The 14,313-nt window shown below is 66.4% G+C and carries 14 protein-coding genes; 7 read left to right on the top strand and 7 right to left on the bottom strand.

Going from position 1 to position 14,313, the window contains the following annotated elements; all coding sequences use genetic code 11:
• Positions 1-9 precede the first annotated feature (9 nt).
• The 3 genes from KF707C_RS29485 to KF707C_RS21095 all read right to left on the bottom strand — a co-directional run bounded on the left by KF707C_RS29485 (position 10) and on the right by KF707C_RS21095 (position 2,543).
• On the bottom strand, positions 10-150 hold the full coding sequence (locus KF707C_RS29485; protein WP_003451584.1) for a hypothetical protein: 141 nt from the start codon (positions 148-150) through the stop codon (positions 10-12).
• An 83-nt stretch (positions 151-233) separates the two neighbouring features.
• Positions 234-1,277 (bottom strand): LLM class flavin-dependent oxidoreductase, encoded by a 1,044-nt coding sequence (locus KF707C_RS21100; RefSeq protein WP_003451583.1) that lies wholly within the window; start codon positions 1,275-1,277, stop codon positions 234-236.
• Between the two features lie 780 nt (positions 1,278-2,057).
• Positions 2,058-2,543 (bottom strand): flavin reductase family protein, encoded by a 486-nt coding sequence (locus KF707C_RS21095; RefSeq protein WP_003450820.1) that lies wholly within the window; start codon positions 2,541-2,543, stop codon positions 2,058-2,060.
• Between the two features lie 348 nt (positions 2,544-2,891).
• Here KF707C_RS21095 and KF707C_RS21090 point away from each other — a divergent pair, with 348 nt between their 5' ends.
• The 3 genes from KF707C_RS21090 (at position 2,892) to KF707C_RS21080 (ending at position 6,751) form a co-directional block, all read left to right on the top strand.
• Positions 2,892-4,286, top strand: a complete 1,395-nt coding sequence (locus tag KF707C_RS21090; protein WP_003450822.1) for a purine-cytosine permease family protein — start codon at positions 2,892-2,894, stop codon at positions 4,284-4,286.
• A gap of 134 nt (positions 4,287-4,420) precedes the next feature.
• Complete coding sequence (gene ppk2 / locus KF707C_RS21085; RefSeq protein WP_003450823.1) at positions 4,421-5,239, top strand: polyphosphate kinase 2; 819 nt, start codon at positions 4,421-4,423, stop codon at positions 5,237-5,239.
• Between the two features lie 33 nt (positions 5,240-5,272).
• Positions 5,273-6,751, top strand: coding sequence for an MltF family protein (locus KF707C_RS21080; protein ID WP_003450824.1), 1,479 nt, complete (start codon positions 5,273-5,275; stop codon positions 6,749-6,751).
• A gap of 1 nt (position 6,752) precedes the next feature.
• On the opposite strand, the gene KF707C_RS21075 is transcribed toward KF707C_RS21080, so the two are convergent.
• The 3 genes from KF707C_RS21075 to KF707C_RS29975 all read right to left on the bottom strand — a co-directional run bounded on the left by KF707C_RS21075 (position 6,753) and on the right by KF707C_RS29975 (position 7,853).
• A complete protein-coding gene (locus KF707C_RS21075; RefSeq protein WP_003450826.1) occupies positions 6,753-7,070 on the bottom strand; it encodes a heavy metal-binding domain-containing protein in 318 nt (105 codons plus the stop codon).
• Positions 7,071-7,242: 172 nt separating this feature from the next.
• On the bottom strand, positions 7,243-7,668 hold the full coding sequence (locus tag KF707C_RS21070) for an organic hydroperoxide resistance protein (RefSeq protein WP_003450828.1): 426 nt from the start codon (positions 7,666-7,668) through the stop codon (positions 7,243-7,245).
• Between the two features lie 53 nt (positions 7,669-7,721).
• A complete protein-coding gene (locus KF707C_RS29975) occupies positions 7,722-7,853 on the bottom strand; it encodes a hypothetical protein (RefSeq protein WP_003450831.1) in 132 nt (43 codons plus the stop codon).
• 346 nt (positions 7,854-8,199) lie between these two features.
• On the opposite strand from KF707C_RS29975, the gene edd reads away from it, so the two are divergent.
• From edd to KF707C_RS21050, 4 genes are all read left to right on the top strand, one after another.
• Positions 8,200-10,026: a phosphogluconate dehydratase gene (gene edd, locus KF707C_RS21065; RefSeq protein ID WP_003450833.1), complete on the top strand. Its 1,827-nt coding sequence runs from the start codon at positions 8,200-8,202 to the stop codon at positions 10,024-10,026.
• Positions 10,023-10,982 (top strand): glucokinase, encoded by a 960-nt coding sequence (locus KF707C_RS21060; RefSeq protein ID WP_003450841.1) that lies wholly within the window; start codon positions 10,023-10,025, stop codon positions 10,980-10,982. Before edd ends, KF707C_RS21060 begins: the two co-directional genes overlap by 4 nt.
• Before the next feature lie 190 nt (positions 10,983-11,172).
• Positions 11,173-11,901, top strand: a complete 729-nt coding sequence (locus tag KF707C_RS21055; RefSeq protein ID WP_003450843.1) for a response regulator — start codon at positions 11,173-11,175, stop codon at positions 11,899-11,901.
• Positions 11,894-13,339 carry an ATP-binding protein gene (locus tag KF707C_RS21050; RefSeq protein ID WP_003450847.1) on the top strand — a complete coding sequence of 482 codons (1,446 nt, stop codon included), beginning with the start codon at positions 11,894-11,896 and terminating at the stop codon, positions 13,337-13,339. Before KF707C_RS21055 ends, KF707C_RS21050 begins: the two co-directional genes overlap by 8 nt.
• A gap of 10 nt (positions 13,340-13,349) precedes the next feature.
• Here the strand turns inward: KF707C_RS21050 and KF707C_RS21045 are convergent, their stop codons facing one another.
• Positions 13,350-14,303, bottom strand: a complete 954-nt coding sequence (locus KF707C_RS21045; RefSeq protein WP_003450850.1) for a phytanoyl-CoA dioxygenase family protein — start codon at positions 14,301-14,303, stop codon at positions 13,350-13,352.
• Positions 14,304-14,313 lie beyond the last annotated feature (10 nt).

Genomic DNA, 14,313 nt, shown 5'->3' with positions numbered 1-14,313 from the left:
GGACGTGACTCAGCGGACTATCTGCCAGAAGCCGTTCTGCTTGGCGGAGACGCAGGCGCGCAGGCGCTTGAGGAGGACGCGGCCACGCAGGTACGCCAGGGCGGCGCCGGGTTGCGTGGGCGGAAGCGAGGCGAGGTCGTTGGCTTTCATTGTTATCGACCACCTGTAGGGTTGATGGGGCCCCCGGCGGGGCTGCCTGCGAACGCGCCGTGGCGCGCCCGCAGGGGGGACGCTTAGCGGAACGCCGGCACCACGTGCTGGATGAACAGTTCCAGGGACTTCTTCTTCTCCGCGTGGGAGAGGCTGTTGTCGGCCCAGAAGCTGAACTCGTCCACGCCCAGTTCCTGGTAGTGGCGGATGCGGGCGATCACCTCTTCCGGGGTGCCGATCATGGTGTTCTTGCGGATGTTATCGAGCTCGAACTCCGGACGGTCCTTGAACTTCTCCTCCGGGCTGGGCGGGAGGATGCCGTTGACCGGGGTTTGCTTGTTGCCGAACCAGGCATCGAAGGTGCGGTAGAACTTCGAGATGGCGGCGGCGCCCACTTTCCAGCCGTCCGGGTCGTTCTCGGCGTGGACGTGGGTGTGGCGCAGCACCATCAGTTGCGGACGCGGCACCTCGGGGTTGTTGGCCAGGGCGGCCTCGAACTTGTTCTTCAGGTCCACCACTTCCTCGTCGCCTTTCATCAGCGGGGTGACCATGACGTTGCAGCCGTTGGCCACGGCGAAGTTGTGGGAGTCCGGGTCGCGGGCGGCGATCCAGATCGGCGGATGCGGCTGCTGGATCGGGCGTGGCGAGGAGGTGGAGGTGGGGAACTTCCAGATTTCGCCGTCGTGGGCGTAGTCGCCCTGCCACAGGGCCTTCACCACCGGGACCATTTCCCGCAGGTGCTGGCCGCCGGCGGTGGCGGGCATGCCGCCCGCCATGCGGTCGAACTCGTACTGGTAGGCGCCACGGGCCAGGCCCACTTCCATGCGGCCGTTGCTGATCACATCCAGCAGGGCGCATTCGCCGGCCACGCGGATGGGGTGCCAGAAGGGCGCGATGATGGTGCCGGCGCCGAGGCGGATGGTGCTGGTGCGCGCCGCGAGGTAGGACAGCAGCGGCATGGGGCTGGGGGAGATGGTGTATTCCATCGCGTGGTGTTCGCCGATCCACACGGTGCTGAAGCCACCGGCCTCGGCCATCAGGGTCAGCTCGGTGAGGTCTTCGAACAACTGGCGATGGCTGATCTGCTCGTCATACCGCTCCATATGCACGAACAACGAAAATTTCATGATGCTTTCCTCAAACCTGTGTCAGTTCGGCCCTGCTCTGGCCGGTTCGGCGAAGCGTGCACTGCGCCTCGATTTCGCTGGATTCCGCTGCGTCGCGAGACGCCTTACACAAGGCGGAGCGGATCGCTGAATATTGGTATACCATAATATGGAATGTCTGCAAGTCTTTCCGATCAGTGCCCGCGAAGCAACCAAAAAAGGTTCATCGCGGATTATCGGGGAAATCCTGTTCACACTGGATTGGCGATTCTGCGTGGCGCCCTGACCCACTCCCAGTCTGTGGATACCACCCTCTCCCCCGCCCCTCTCCCAGAAGAGGAGAGGGGTGACTCGCGCCGGCAGGGGACAAGTCATCCTGCTGCCCAAACCGATCTGAAACCAGGCGAAGACGATGACACCGCGCGAAGTGCCCCGTCAGGAGGCCGAGCGGATTCGTCGTGCAGGGGGACGAGCGGCATGGATGCCGCGAGAGGCGTGTGGGGCCATGGATGGCCCCTCGCGCCGTGCCCCCGGAGCGACGATGCAGCGAGGGGACCCGGCGAAGCCGGGCCGGATGCAGGGGCAAGCCATTTGGTTCCTTTCGGCGATTGAGAAAGGGACTCGCCCGGGAGGGCGAAACAGCAACTCGCAGCCTGCGCGGAAATGAGCCGAGCACCCACAAAACCTGACGCCGGTTCGACAATCCGGCTTGAGCAAGCCCCTTCCCCGATAATCTGCGAAGCACCCAAAAAAAGCCCCCAATCAAGGGGGCGGGAAATGACAAAGCACGGTTGCGATGCATCAGGCGAAGGCGGGCAGGGCCCCCATCTTGCCCCGGCAGTAGACCATCGGGGCCACGGGCTGCTCGGGGAGGATCAGGTTCTTCACGGCGCCCACCAGGATGGCGTGGTCGCCGCCCTCGTACTCCCGCCACAGTTCGCATTCGATGATGGCGGTGGCATTGGCCAGGATGGGGTTGCCCAGCTCGCTCAGGGTCCATTCGATGCCCTGGGCCTTGTCCTTGCCCTTTTTGGCGAAGGCATAGGCTTCGCCCTGCTGCTCGGCGGAAAGCAGGTGGATGGCGAAGCGCTTGCTCTTGATGAGCACGGGGTAGGAGTCGGAGCTGTAGTTGGGGCAGAACAGCACCAGGGGCGGGTCCATGGAGAGGGAGCTGAAGGCGCTGGCGGTCAGGCCGACGATCTGGCCGTCATCGTCCAGGGTGGTGATCACGGTGACGCCGGAGGGGAAGGAGCCCATGACGTGTTTGTAGGCATTGGTGTCGATCATTTCGGGTACCTATCGTGAGCAACGGGCTGCGACCGGCAGCGCATCTGTGTCTGATGGTATACCGTAATACTGTCAATGCAAGCGGATTTTTCTCCGGTCATCGGCAGCCCGACGAAATGCCGTCCATCCCGTGGAAGCCCCGTGCAATGGGCGTTTCCGCATTCAAGCTGTAACGTTTCAGCGAGGATCGGCGGGATTTTCAGTACAGATCGACCACTGGAAAAGCCTTGTCTGAATCTTGGAATACCATAATATGGTGTGCGATTTAGGGCGACTGCCGACACCTCCCCGCCCGAACGCAAGGCCCCTTCGTGGCTGTTCTACAAAGACAATAAGCAAGGCAATACGATGTCCGAGAATTCCCAGCAGACGCTGATCGAGAACCATACCGTCGATTACGTGCCCGCCGCCGAACGTCATGGCAAGGCCCGCGACCTGTTCACCCTCTGGTTCAGTACCAATATCGCGCCGCTGCCCATCGTCACCGGGGCCATGGTGGTCCAGGTGTTTCACCTCGATCTGTTCTGGGGGCTGCTGGCCATCGTGCTGGGGCACATGATCGGCGGCGTCTTCATCGCCCTGGCCTCGGCCCAGGGGCCGCAGATGGGCATTCCGCAGATGGTCCAGAGCCGGGGCCAGTTCGGCCGCTATGGCGCCTTGCTGATCGTGCTCTTCGCGGCGGTGATCTACGTCGGCTTCTTCATTTCCAACATCGTGCTGGCGGGTGAGTCGATCCACGGCATCGCCCCGGCCGTTCCCATGCCGCTGGCGATCATCATCGGCGCCCTCAGCGCCACGGCCATCGGCGTGATCGGTTACCGCTTCATCCACACCCTGAACCGCATCGGCACCTGGGTGATGGGCGGGGCGCTGGTGGCGGGTTTCGCCTGGATCCTGCTGGGTGAGCTGCCGGCGGACTTCCTCACCCGTGGCGGCTACAACCTCTCGGGCTTCCTGGCCACCGTCTGCCTGGGGATCATCTGGCAACTGAGCTTCTCGCCCTACGTGTCGGATTATTCCCGCTACCTGCCGGCTTCCATCGGCATCGCCAGGCCGTTCTGGGCCACCTACCTGGGCGCCTGCCTGGGCACCATCCTGTCCTTCAGCTTCGGCGCCGTGGCGGTGCTGGCCACCCCGGAAGGCACCGAGGCGATGGCGGCGGTGAAGCAGGCCACCGGCGCCCTGGGGCCGCTGCTGATGGTGCTGTTCCTGCTCAACATCATCAGCCACAACGCCCTCAACCTGTACGGCGCCGTGCTGTCCATCGTCACCTCCATCCAGACCTTCCGGGGCGGTTGGACGCCCAGTGTGCGGGTGCGCGTGCTGCTGTCGTCCGTGGTGCTGGCGGGCTGCTGCGTGATGGCGCTGGGCGCTTCGGCCAACTTCATTTCCCACTTCATCGGCCTGATCCTGGCGCTGCTGCTGGTCCTGGTGCCCTGGGCCACCATCAACCTGGTGGATTTCTACCTGATCAAGCGCGGCCGCTACGACATCGCCTCGATCTTCCGCGCCGACGGTGGCATCTACGGTCGCTTCAACGCCCATGCGATCACCGCCTACTTCATCGGCATTCTGGTGCAGCTGCCCTTCGCCAACACCGCGCTCTATGTCGGTCCCTACGCCAACTGGATCGAGGGCGTGGACCTGTCCTGGCTGGCGGGCCTGCTGGTGACCGCGCCCCTCTACTACTGCCTGGCCACCCGTGGCAAGGCGCCGGTGGGGGCCCTGGGCCTGGCCGACTGAGCCGCGTTCCCTGCGTCCCCGAACGCCCCGTCCTGCCCGGCAGGTCGGGGCGTTCGCCTTTTTCGGGGCACGGCCTGCAAGTCTTCGGCGCTCAGCTAGCTTTTAGTGATCGGCATCCACGAGGGGCACTGGTCATGGCAAAGGGCAAGAAGAAGGCGGTCGCCGAGTCGACGACGGAGCGACTGGGGCGCAAGGACTACGAGAAGGAACTCAAGAACCTGCATGTGGAGCTGGTGAAGCTCCAGCAGTGGGTGGTGGACCAGGGGTTGAAGGTCTGCATCGTGTTCGAGGGGCGCGATGGCGCCGGCAAGGGCGGCACCATCAAGGCCATCACCGAGCGGGTCAGTCCCCGGGTGTTCCGGGTGGTGGCGCTGCCGGCTCCCACCGAGCGGGAAAAGTCCCAGATGTACGCCCAGCGCTACCTGGCCCATATGCCAGCGGCCGGTGAGGTGGTGATCTTCGACCGCAGTTGGTACAACCGCGCGGGCGTGGAGCGGGTCATGGGTTTCTGCACCGAGGAGCAGGTCCACAAGTTCCTGACGGTGACGCCCCTGTTCGAGAAAATCATGGTCGAGTCGGGGATCATCCTCATCAAGTACTGGCTGGAAGTGAGCGCCGAGGAGCAGACCCGTCGACTGCGGGACCGCATCGACGATGGCCGCAAGATCTGGAAGCTGTCACCCATGGACCTCAAGTCCTACACCCGCTGGGATGACTACACCCGCGCCCGGGACGAGATGTTCGCCGCCACCGATACGTCCTGGGCGCCCTGGTTCATGGCGCGCTCCGAGGACAAGCGGCGGGTGCGCCTGAACCTCATCAGCCACCTGCTCAAGCAGATTCCCTACAAGGACCTGACCCGCGACCAGAAGGTTACGCTGCCCAAGCGCGGCAAGCTGGGCAAGTACAAGGCCGCGTCCTATCCCTTCCGGATGATCGAGGAACGCTTCTGACAGGCTCGCCGATCCCGGCGAAGGTGGTGAGTGATGGGCCGCGTGAATCCGCTGCGTCTGCTGCTGGGCCTGGTGCTGTGCCTGCAGCTGGCCGTGGCCTGGGGGGAGGATCTGCCCAGCGCCGAACTCAGCGCCGCCGAGGAGGCGGAGGTGGACGCCATGGTGCTGCCGGTCCCCGATGCCTGGACGGGGGACTTCGAGGGCATGCGGGAGCGACGGCTGGTGCGCCTCCTGGTGCCCTACAGCAAGACCTTCTTCGCGGTGGACCGGGGGCGGCAGCTCGGCATCACCTACGAGATCGGCAAGGCCTTCGAGGACTGGTTGAACCGCTCGTATCCCCACCCGAGCAAATCCCTGCGCTGGCGGGTGATGTTCATTCCCGTGGCCCGCGATGAGCTGATTCCCAAGCTGGTGGCCGGGGTCGGGGACATTTCCGCCGGAGGCCTGGCCATCACCCACAGGCGCGAGGCCCAGGTGGACTTCTCCGAGCCCTTCGCCAGCGGCATTCACGAAGTGCTGGTGACCGGTCCCAGGAGCGTGCCGATCGCCCGGCTGGAGGACCTGTCCGGCGTGGAAGTCATGGTGCGTGCGTCCAGCAGCTACTACGAGCACCTGATCCAGCTGAACGAGCGTTTCCGCGAGCAGGGACTGGCGCCCATCACCCTCAAGCCGGCGGACGAGAACCTGGAGTCCGAGGACCTGCTGGAAATGGTCAATGCCGGGCTGGTGAACGCCACGGTGGTGGACCGCTACCTCGCCCTGACCTGGCAACCGATGCTGGAGGATCTGGTGATCCACGAGGACTACCCGGTGCGCGACGACACCTCCATCGCCTGGGCCATTCGCAAGGACAGCCCCCAGTTCAAGGCCGTGCTGGCCCGCTTCGCCAAGGCCCACAAGCTGGGCACCGCCTTCGGCAACACCCTGCGCAACAAGTACGTGAAGAACAGCAAGGCGCTCTACAACGCCACCGACGAAGAGGAGCTCAAGCGCTTCGCCCAGCTGGTGGCGCTGTTCGAGAAGCACGCCGGCACCTACGACTTCGACTACCTGATGCTGATGGCCCAGGGGTACCAGGAATCCCAGCTCGACCAGAGCGCCCGCAGCCATCGCGGGGCGGTGGGGGTGATGCAGCTGCTGCCCAGCACCGCCGCCGATCCCGCCGTGGGAATCGAGGGCATCGACAAGAGCGCCGACCGGAACGTCGAGGCGGGCAGCAAGTACATGCGCCTGCTGGCCGACAAGTACCTGGCCGACCCGGCGCTGACGCCCTTGAACCGGACGCTGATGACCTTCGCCGCCTATAACGCCGGCCCCGGCAACCTGCGCAAGTTCCGCCGGCTGGCGGAAAAGTCGGGCCTGGACAAGAACGTCTGGTTCGGCAACGTCGAGCACGCCGCCGCGCGGATAGTGGGGCGCGAGACCGTGGACTACGTGGGCAACATCTACAAGTACTACGTGGCCTACAAGCTGGCACGGGACAAGCAGATGGCGAAGGACCGGAAGAGCTGACTCAGACGACCACGGCGGTGCCGCTGATGCTGACCATCAGCATGCTGCCGTTCTGGCCCACCACCTCGTAGTCGATGTCGATGCCGACCACGGCATTGGCGCCGAGCTTCTGCGCCTTTTCGGAGAGTTCCTCGAAGGCGATCTCGCGGGCCTTGGCCAGTTCCTTCTCGTAGGCGCCGGAGCGGCCGCCGATGATGTCGCGGATACCGGCGAAAAGGTCGCGGAAGACGTTGGCGCCGAGGATCGCCTCGCCGACGACTATGCCCTTGTATTCACGGATGGCGCGGCCTTCGAGGGTGGGGGTGGTGGAGAGGATCATGGAGGGCTCCTGATGGGGTAAGAGCCTCATTCTAGAAGCCATTCACCGGCTGCACAGGGTGGCGTGGTAACCGGTTGCGACGGGCCGGGCCGCGTGGCGCACCCTGCGCACGCCGCTCCCGAAACGGAAAAGGCGGGCCTCTTGCGGGGCCCGCCCGGGTTCACCGCCGGCCTCAGACCAGGGTCAGGGTCACGTCGATGTTGCCGCGAGTGGCGTTGGAGTAGGGGCACACGATGTGGGCCTTGTCGATGATGGCGCGGGCTTCCTGGCGGTCCAGGCCGGGCAGGTCGATGCGCAGCTCCACCTCGATGCCGAAGCCGTTGGGGATGGCGCCGATGCCGACGATGCCCTCGATGGAGGTGTCCTTCGGCAGGTTGTGCTTGTCCCGGGCGGCGACGAACTTCAGGGCGCCCAGGAAGCAGGCGGAGTAGCCGGCCGCGAACAGTTGCTCGGGGTTGGTGCCTTCGCCGCCGGCACCGCCCAGTTCACGGGGGGTGGTCAGGCTGACGTCGAGTACGCCGTCGGAGGAGATGGCGCGGCCGTCACGGCCGCCGGTGGCTTCTGCGTAGGCGCGGTAGAGAACGTTTTCGATGCTCATGGTGATTTCCTCAGGTGACGATGTTCAGGGGTGGTGGTTGAAGGTGGACAGGATCAGCCGTCGTGGTTGATCAGCCATTCCGGGTAGTGCGCACCGCCGTTGTTGTCGCGTTTGGCTTGGGCGTCGTCGGCGAAGCTGGCGGACGAGAATGCGAGGACGGCGGCGAAGGTGATCAGGGCTGTCATGGCGGTTCTCCAGTTGATTTGTTCGTTAATGTTTTGTGCGCTAAGTGATTTGGTGAGATGAAATTTACTGCTGTGTTATTTAGTGCGCAAGTTATTTGTTAGAACACTTGGCGCTATCGAGATGACTTTTTTGGAATAAGTAGGACCTCGGTCTGCGCGTTGAAATAGGTTTCGGCCCCGGCGCGGCGCTATGCTGCGAGCCGTCCTGGCTGAAACCTTGGCCCAGCTTTCATGTTTTGTTGTTGTAATAACAAAATATTTTTCGGTTGATGCTGATTTTGTTCATTGAATGGCGTTATCGTTGTTTCTATAAGAACAAATTCATCCGCTACCTGGAGTCGATTTCATGCATCCCCGCGTCCTTGAGGTAACCCGGCGAGTGGTGGAGCGCAGCCGCGCGACCCGCGAACGCTATCTGGCAATGATCCACAAGGCGGCCAGCGACGGGCCCCAGCGCGGCAAGCTGCAATGCGCCAACTTCGCCCACGGCGTGGCCGGTTGCGGCGGCACCGACAAGCAGCGCCTGCGCCTGATGGATTCGGCCAACATCGCCATCGTCACGGCCTACAACGATATGCTCTCCGCCCACCAGCCCTATGAGGACTACCCGGAGAAGATCCGCCGCGCGCTGCGCGAGATCGGTTCCGTGGGGCAGGTGGCCGGCGGCGTTCCGGCCATGTGCGACGGCGTCACCCAGGGCGAGCCGGGCATGGAACTGGGGATCGCCAGCCGCGAGGTGATCGCCCTGTCCACCGCCGTGGCGCTGTCCCACAACATGTTCGACGGCGCGCTCTTCCTCGGCATCTGCGACAAGATCGTCCCCGGGCTGATGATGGGCGCCCTGCGCTTCGGTCATCTGCCCGCCATCTTCGTCCCGGCCGGCCCGATGCCCTCGGGCCTGTCCAACAAGGAAAAGGCCGAGGTGCGCCAGCGCTACGCCGAGGGCAAGGCCAGCCGCGATGAGTTGCTGGAGTCGGAGATGAAGGCCTACCACAGCCCCGGCACCTGCACCTTCTACGGCACCGCCAACACCAACCAGATGCTCATGGAAATCATGGGCCTGCACCTTCCCGGCGCCTCCTTCGTCAATCCGGGCACCCCGTTGCGGGAGGCCCTGACCCAGGAGGCCGCGCACCAGGTCACCCGGCTCACGCAGCAGGGCGGACGCTTCCTGCCCCTGGCGGAGATCGTCGACGAGAAGGTGCTGATCAACTCCATCGTCGCCCTGCACGCCACCGGCGGCTCCACCAACCACACCCTGCACATGCCCGCCATCGCCCAGGCGGCGGGCATCCAGCTCACCTGGCAGGACATGGCCGAGCTCTCCGAAGTGGTGCCCACGCTGGCCCACGTCTATCCCAACGGCAAGGCCGACATCAATCACTTCCACGCCGCCGGCGGCGTCGCCTTCCTGGTGCGCGAACTGCTGGATGCCGGCCTGCTCCACGAGGACGTGAACACGGTGATGGGGCCGGGCCTGCGCCAGTACACCCGCGAGCCCTTCCTCGAAGGCGGCAGGCTGGTCTGGCGCGAGGGCGCCGCTGCCAGCCTGGACGACAGCATCCTGCGGCCGGTCAGCCGGCCGTTCTCGCCCGAAGGTGGGTTGCGGGTGATGGAGGGCAACCTGGGGCGCGGGGTGATGAAGGTTTCCGCCGTGGCGCCGGAGCACCAGGTGGTGGAGGCCCCGGTGCGGGTATTTCATGATCAGCAGGCCCTGGCCGATGCCTTCAAGGCCGGCGAACTGGACCGCGACCTGGTGGCGGTGATGCGCTTCCAGGGTCCCCGCAGCAACGGCATGCCCGAGCTGCACAAGATGACGCCCTTCCTCGGCGTGCTGCAGGACCGGGGCTTCAAGGTGGCGCTGGTGACCGACGGCCGCATGTCCGGCGCCTCGGGGAAGATCCCGGCGGCCATCCATGTCTGCCCGGAAGCCTTCGACGGTGGCCCGCTGGCGCGGGTGCGCGATGGCGACATCGTCCGCGTGGACGGCGTGGCCGGCACCCTGGAGGTGAAGGTGGACGCCGCCGAGTTCGCCGCCCGCGAGCCGGCCCGCTGGGACCTGGAAGAGAACGTCGGTACCGGCCGCGAGCTGTTCGCCTTCATGCGCGAGGCCTTCAGCACAGCGGAGCAGGGCGCCAGCGCTTTCACCCGCAACCTGGAGCGCCTGACGTGAAGCTGGCGCTGGTGGGGGATATCGGCGGGACCAATGCGCGATTCGCCCTCTGGCGGGATTCGCGCCTGGAGTCGGTTCGGGTGCTGGCCACCGCCGACTTCGCCGGACCGGAACAGGCCATCAGTCACTACCTGGCCGCGCAGGGCCTGGCGCCGGGCAGCCTCGGCGCTGTGTGCCTGGCGGTGGCGGGACCGGTGCGGGGCGAGCATTTCCGTTTCACCAACAACCACTGGCGGCTGTCGCGCTCGGCCTTCTGCCGGACCCTCGGGGTGAGCGAGCTGCTGCTGGTCAACGACTTCACCGCCATGGCCCTGGGCATGACCCGGCTGCGCGACGATGAACGCCTGCCGATCTGCCCGGGGGAGGCCGATCCCGAGGCGCCGGCCGTGGTGATCGGGCCAGGCACCGGCCTCGGCGTCGGCACCCTGCTGCCGCTGGGGGCGGGGCGCTGGAAGGCCTTGCCGGGTGAGGGCGGCCATGTCGACCTGCCGGTGGGCAGCCTGCGGGAAGCGCGGCTCTGGCAGCAGTTGCACGGCCAGCTCGGCCATGTCAGCGCCGAGAATGTGCTCAGTGGCAATGGCCTGTTGCAGCTCTACCGGGCGCTGTGCGCCGTGGAGGATAATCCGCCGCGCCTGGCCTCGCCCGCCGAGGTGAGCGCGGCCGCCCTGGCCGGCGACCCCGTGGCGGAGGAGGTGCTGGAGCTGTTCTGCACCTGGCTCGGCCGGGTGGCGGGCAACAATGTGCTGACGGTGGGCGGCCGGGGTGGCGTCTACATCGTCGGCGGCGTGGTGCCGCGCTTCGCCGGGTTCTTCCAGCGCAGCGGCTTCGCCCGCGCCTTCGCCAGCAAGGGGTGCATGAGCGATTACTTCGGTGGTGTGCCGGTCTGGCTGGTCACCGCCGAATACCCGGGCCTGGAAGGCGCGGGCGTGGCGCTCCAGCAGGCCTTGCAGGCCTGAGGCGCAAACGCAGGAAGCAGACGCGTTGCACGTTCCCGGCACGGCGCCTGATGTAGGGTGGACCACGCTTCACCGGTCCACCGATGGTTATGCATCGACGCCGACAGGTGGATGAAAAGAGCGTCATCCACCCTACGCCAACGCCCTGCATCCAGACGGACATGACCCATAACAACAGGGGAAGGCCCACGTGAGCCAAGCCGGAAAATCCATACTCCTGGTGGACGATGACCAGGAAATTCGCGAACTGCTGGAAACCTACCTGAGCCGCGCCGGCTTCCAGGTGCGCAGCGTGGCCGATGGCGAGGGCTTTCGCCACGCCATGGCCGAAGCGCCGGCGGACCTGGTGATCCTCGACGTGATGCTGCCCGACGAGGACGGCTTCAGCCTCTGCCGTTGGGTGCGCGCCCACCAGCGGCTGGCCCAGGTGCCCATCATCATGCTCACCGCCAGCTCCGACGAGGCGGACCGGGTGATCGGCCTGGAGCTCGGGGCTGACGACTACCTGGGCAAGCCCTTCAGCCCCCGCGAGCTGCTGGCGCGGATCAAGGCGCTGCTGCGTCGGGTCGGCTTCGCCCAGGAGCGCACGACGGAGGTGCTGGCCTTCGACGAGTGGCGCCTGGACATGGTCAGCCACCGGCTGTTCCACCTCGACGGCGAGGAGGTGATCCTCTCCGGCGCCGACTTCGCCCTGCTCAAGCTGTTCCTCGACCACCCGCAGCAGATCCTCGACCGCGACACCATCGCCAACGCCACCCGGGGCCGCGAGGTGATGCCCCTGGAACGCATCGTCGACATGGCCGTGAGCCGCCTGCGCCAGCGCCTGCGGGACACCGGCAAGGCCCCGCGACTGATCCGCACCGTGCGTGGCGCGGGCTACCTGCTGGCGGCCCAGGTCACGCCGCAGCACCATGCCTGAGCGCCTGCGTCCCGCCCTGCGCCTGGTGCCCCGCTCGCTGCTGGGGCGGATGCTGTTCCTCACCCTGCTGGTGGTGCTGGTGGCCCAGGCGCTGTCCAGTTTCATCTGGCTCTCGCAACTGCGCGCCAGCCAGCTGGACGGCCTGCTCACCAGCGCCCGCAGCCTCGGCCAGTCCATGGCGGCCAGCGTCAGCTACATCCGCTCGCTGCCGCTCGGCTACCGGCCCATGGTGCTCGACCAGTTGCGCAGCATGGGCGGCACCCGCTTCTTCGTCTCCCTCAACGACAAGCCCCTGGACATGCGCGTGCTGCCGGAAACCCCGCGCAAGCGGGCGGTGCTGGAGGAGGTGGAGCAGGTGCTTCGCGAGCGCCTGGGCAAGGACGTCGAGATGTCCCTGCACTTCGTCGGACCCGACGACCTGCGCCTGTTCAACGGCGGCCTGAAGCTGGACGAGCTGCCGCGCTCCTGGGCCCACTACGCCCTGACCCTGGAACCCCTGAACCCGCCGGTACTGGTCACCCAGATCCGCATCGGCGGCGACGAGTGGCTCTACCTCGCGTCCCTGCTGCCGGAGCCTTACGCCGGCCTGGAGGACCAGGGGCTGGCGGACCAGCAGCTGTGGTTCATCCTCATCACCGGCGCCTTCCTGCTGCTCTTCATCGGCCTGCTGGTGCACTGGCAGAGCCGTCCGCTGAAACGCCTGGCGCGGGCCGCGCGGGAGATGTCCCTGGGCGCCGAGGTGGAGCCGCTGCCGGAGGCCGGCGGCAGCGAGGTGGCCGACGTGAGCCGCGCCTTCAACAGCATGCGCGAGCGCATCAGCCGTTACCTGAACGAGCGCAGCCAGTTGTTCAGCGCCATCTCCCACGACCTGCGCACTCCCATCACCCGGCTGCGCCTGCGGGTGGAGCTGCTGGAGGACGAGGCGCTGCAGGCGAAGTTCAGCCGCGACCTGGACGAGCTGGAGCTGCTGGTGAAGGGTGCCCTGCAGTGCGTGAAGGACACCGACATCCACGAGAACATCGAGCCGGTGGACCTCGACCACCTGCTGCAGGTCCTGGCCGAACCCTACCGGGACAAGGTGACCCTGGAAGGGCGTGCCCTGGCCCCTTATCCGGGCAAGCCCCTGGCCCTGCGCCGCTGCATCGGCAACCTGGTGGACAACGCCCTGAAGTACGGCGAGCGCGCCCACCTGCGCATCGAGGACAGCGCCGAGGCCTTCGTCCTCCATGTCGACGATGAAGGCCCCGGCGTGCCGGAGCAGAAGCTCGGCCAGGTCTTCGAGCCGCACTTCCGCCTCGCCGGTCACAAGCAGGGCTACGGCCTGGGCCTGGGGATCGCCCGCAACCTGGCCCACAGCCACGGTGGCGAGGTCAGCCTGCGCAACCTGCACGCCGGCGGATTGCGGGTGACCCTGACGCTCCCGCGCCCGGCCGACTGAGGCCTTGCGCCTAGGGCCAGGGATCCAGCCCCAGCAGCCGACGCCCATGCGCGTCGAGCCGGGCGCGCTCGAAGTGCCGGCGTTCGTACGCCCTGGGGTCCCCCGGGAAGGGGTCGCCTTCCGGGTGGGTCTGTTCCGCCCAGGTGCGGATGCGCGCCTGGCGCAGGGGCTCGTTGTCGAAGTCCGCGGGGAACATGGAGATGTATTGCGCCAGGCGCACGCGGTTCTCCGACCGGTTGGGGCGCACCCCGTGGGGCAGCAGGCTGTTGAAGATCAGCAGGTCGCCCTTGTCGAGGCGGACGTTCTCGATGGGGTGCTCGCCGATATCCGGCTTGAACGGATTGGCGCCCTCGGGCTGGCGCGCCCACCAGTGCTCGATCTCCTCGAAGATTCCGGGCACGCACTGGAAGCCGCCGACGTCCTCGTCCTGCCGAGCCAGTGAGAGGACGCCCTGGGCGGCGACGGGCAGGGGGCGTTGCGAAACATCGACGTCGAAATGGATGAAGCCATCCCTGGTCCCCGCTGCGCGGGCCGCCTTGTTCGGCGGGTTGAGGTTGGCCCGGTCGATGGCGACCCAGAGGTCCTCGCGGTCCCAGATATCCACGAAGGCGTCATGGACGCGCCGGTTCTGCCGGGTGTCCCACAGGCTCTGGTGGTGGTAGACCTCGACCATCCCGGTGTTGTTGAGCTCGGTCATGCGGTGTTCGCGCAACTGCGGCCGGTACCAGGTGGACGGATCGTCCGGGTCCATTTCCTGGAACCGCCAGAGCATCGCCACCACGGCATCGGCCTCGGCGGCGCTGACCGCGTTGCGCACGATCACGTAACCCTTGCGGGTCCAGTGCTGCCAGTCGGCCTCGCTCAGCACCCGCAGCGGAAGGCGTTTCTCGATCGCCTGCAAGGGCGTGGTGCTGCGCCGGGCGCCGGGGTGGTTGCCGTGCCCGTCCGTATGGAGCTTCGCCATGTCGTTCTCC

Origin of the sequence: Pseudomonas furukawaii, assembly GCF_002355475.1 — a bacterium.
Taxonomy (GTDB): domain Bacteria; phylum Pseudomonadota; class Gammaproteobacteria; order Pseudomonadales; family Pseudomonadaceae; genus Metapseudomonas; species Metapseudomonas furukawaii.
The sequence above is the reverse complement of the archived record's forward strand: the minus strand, read 5'-3'. Positions and strand labels throughout refer to the sequence as shown.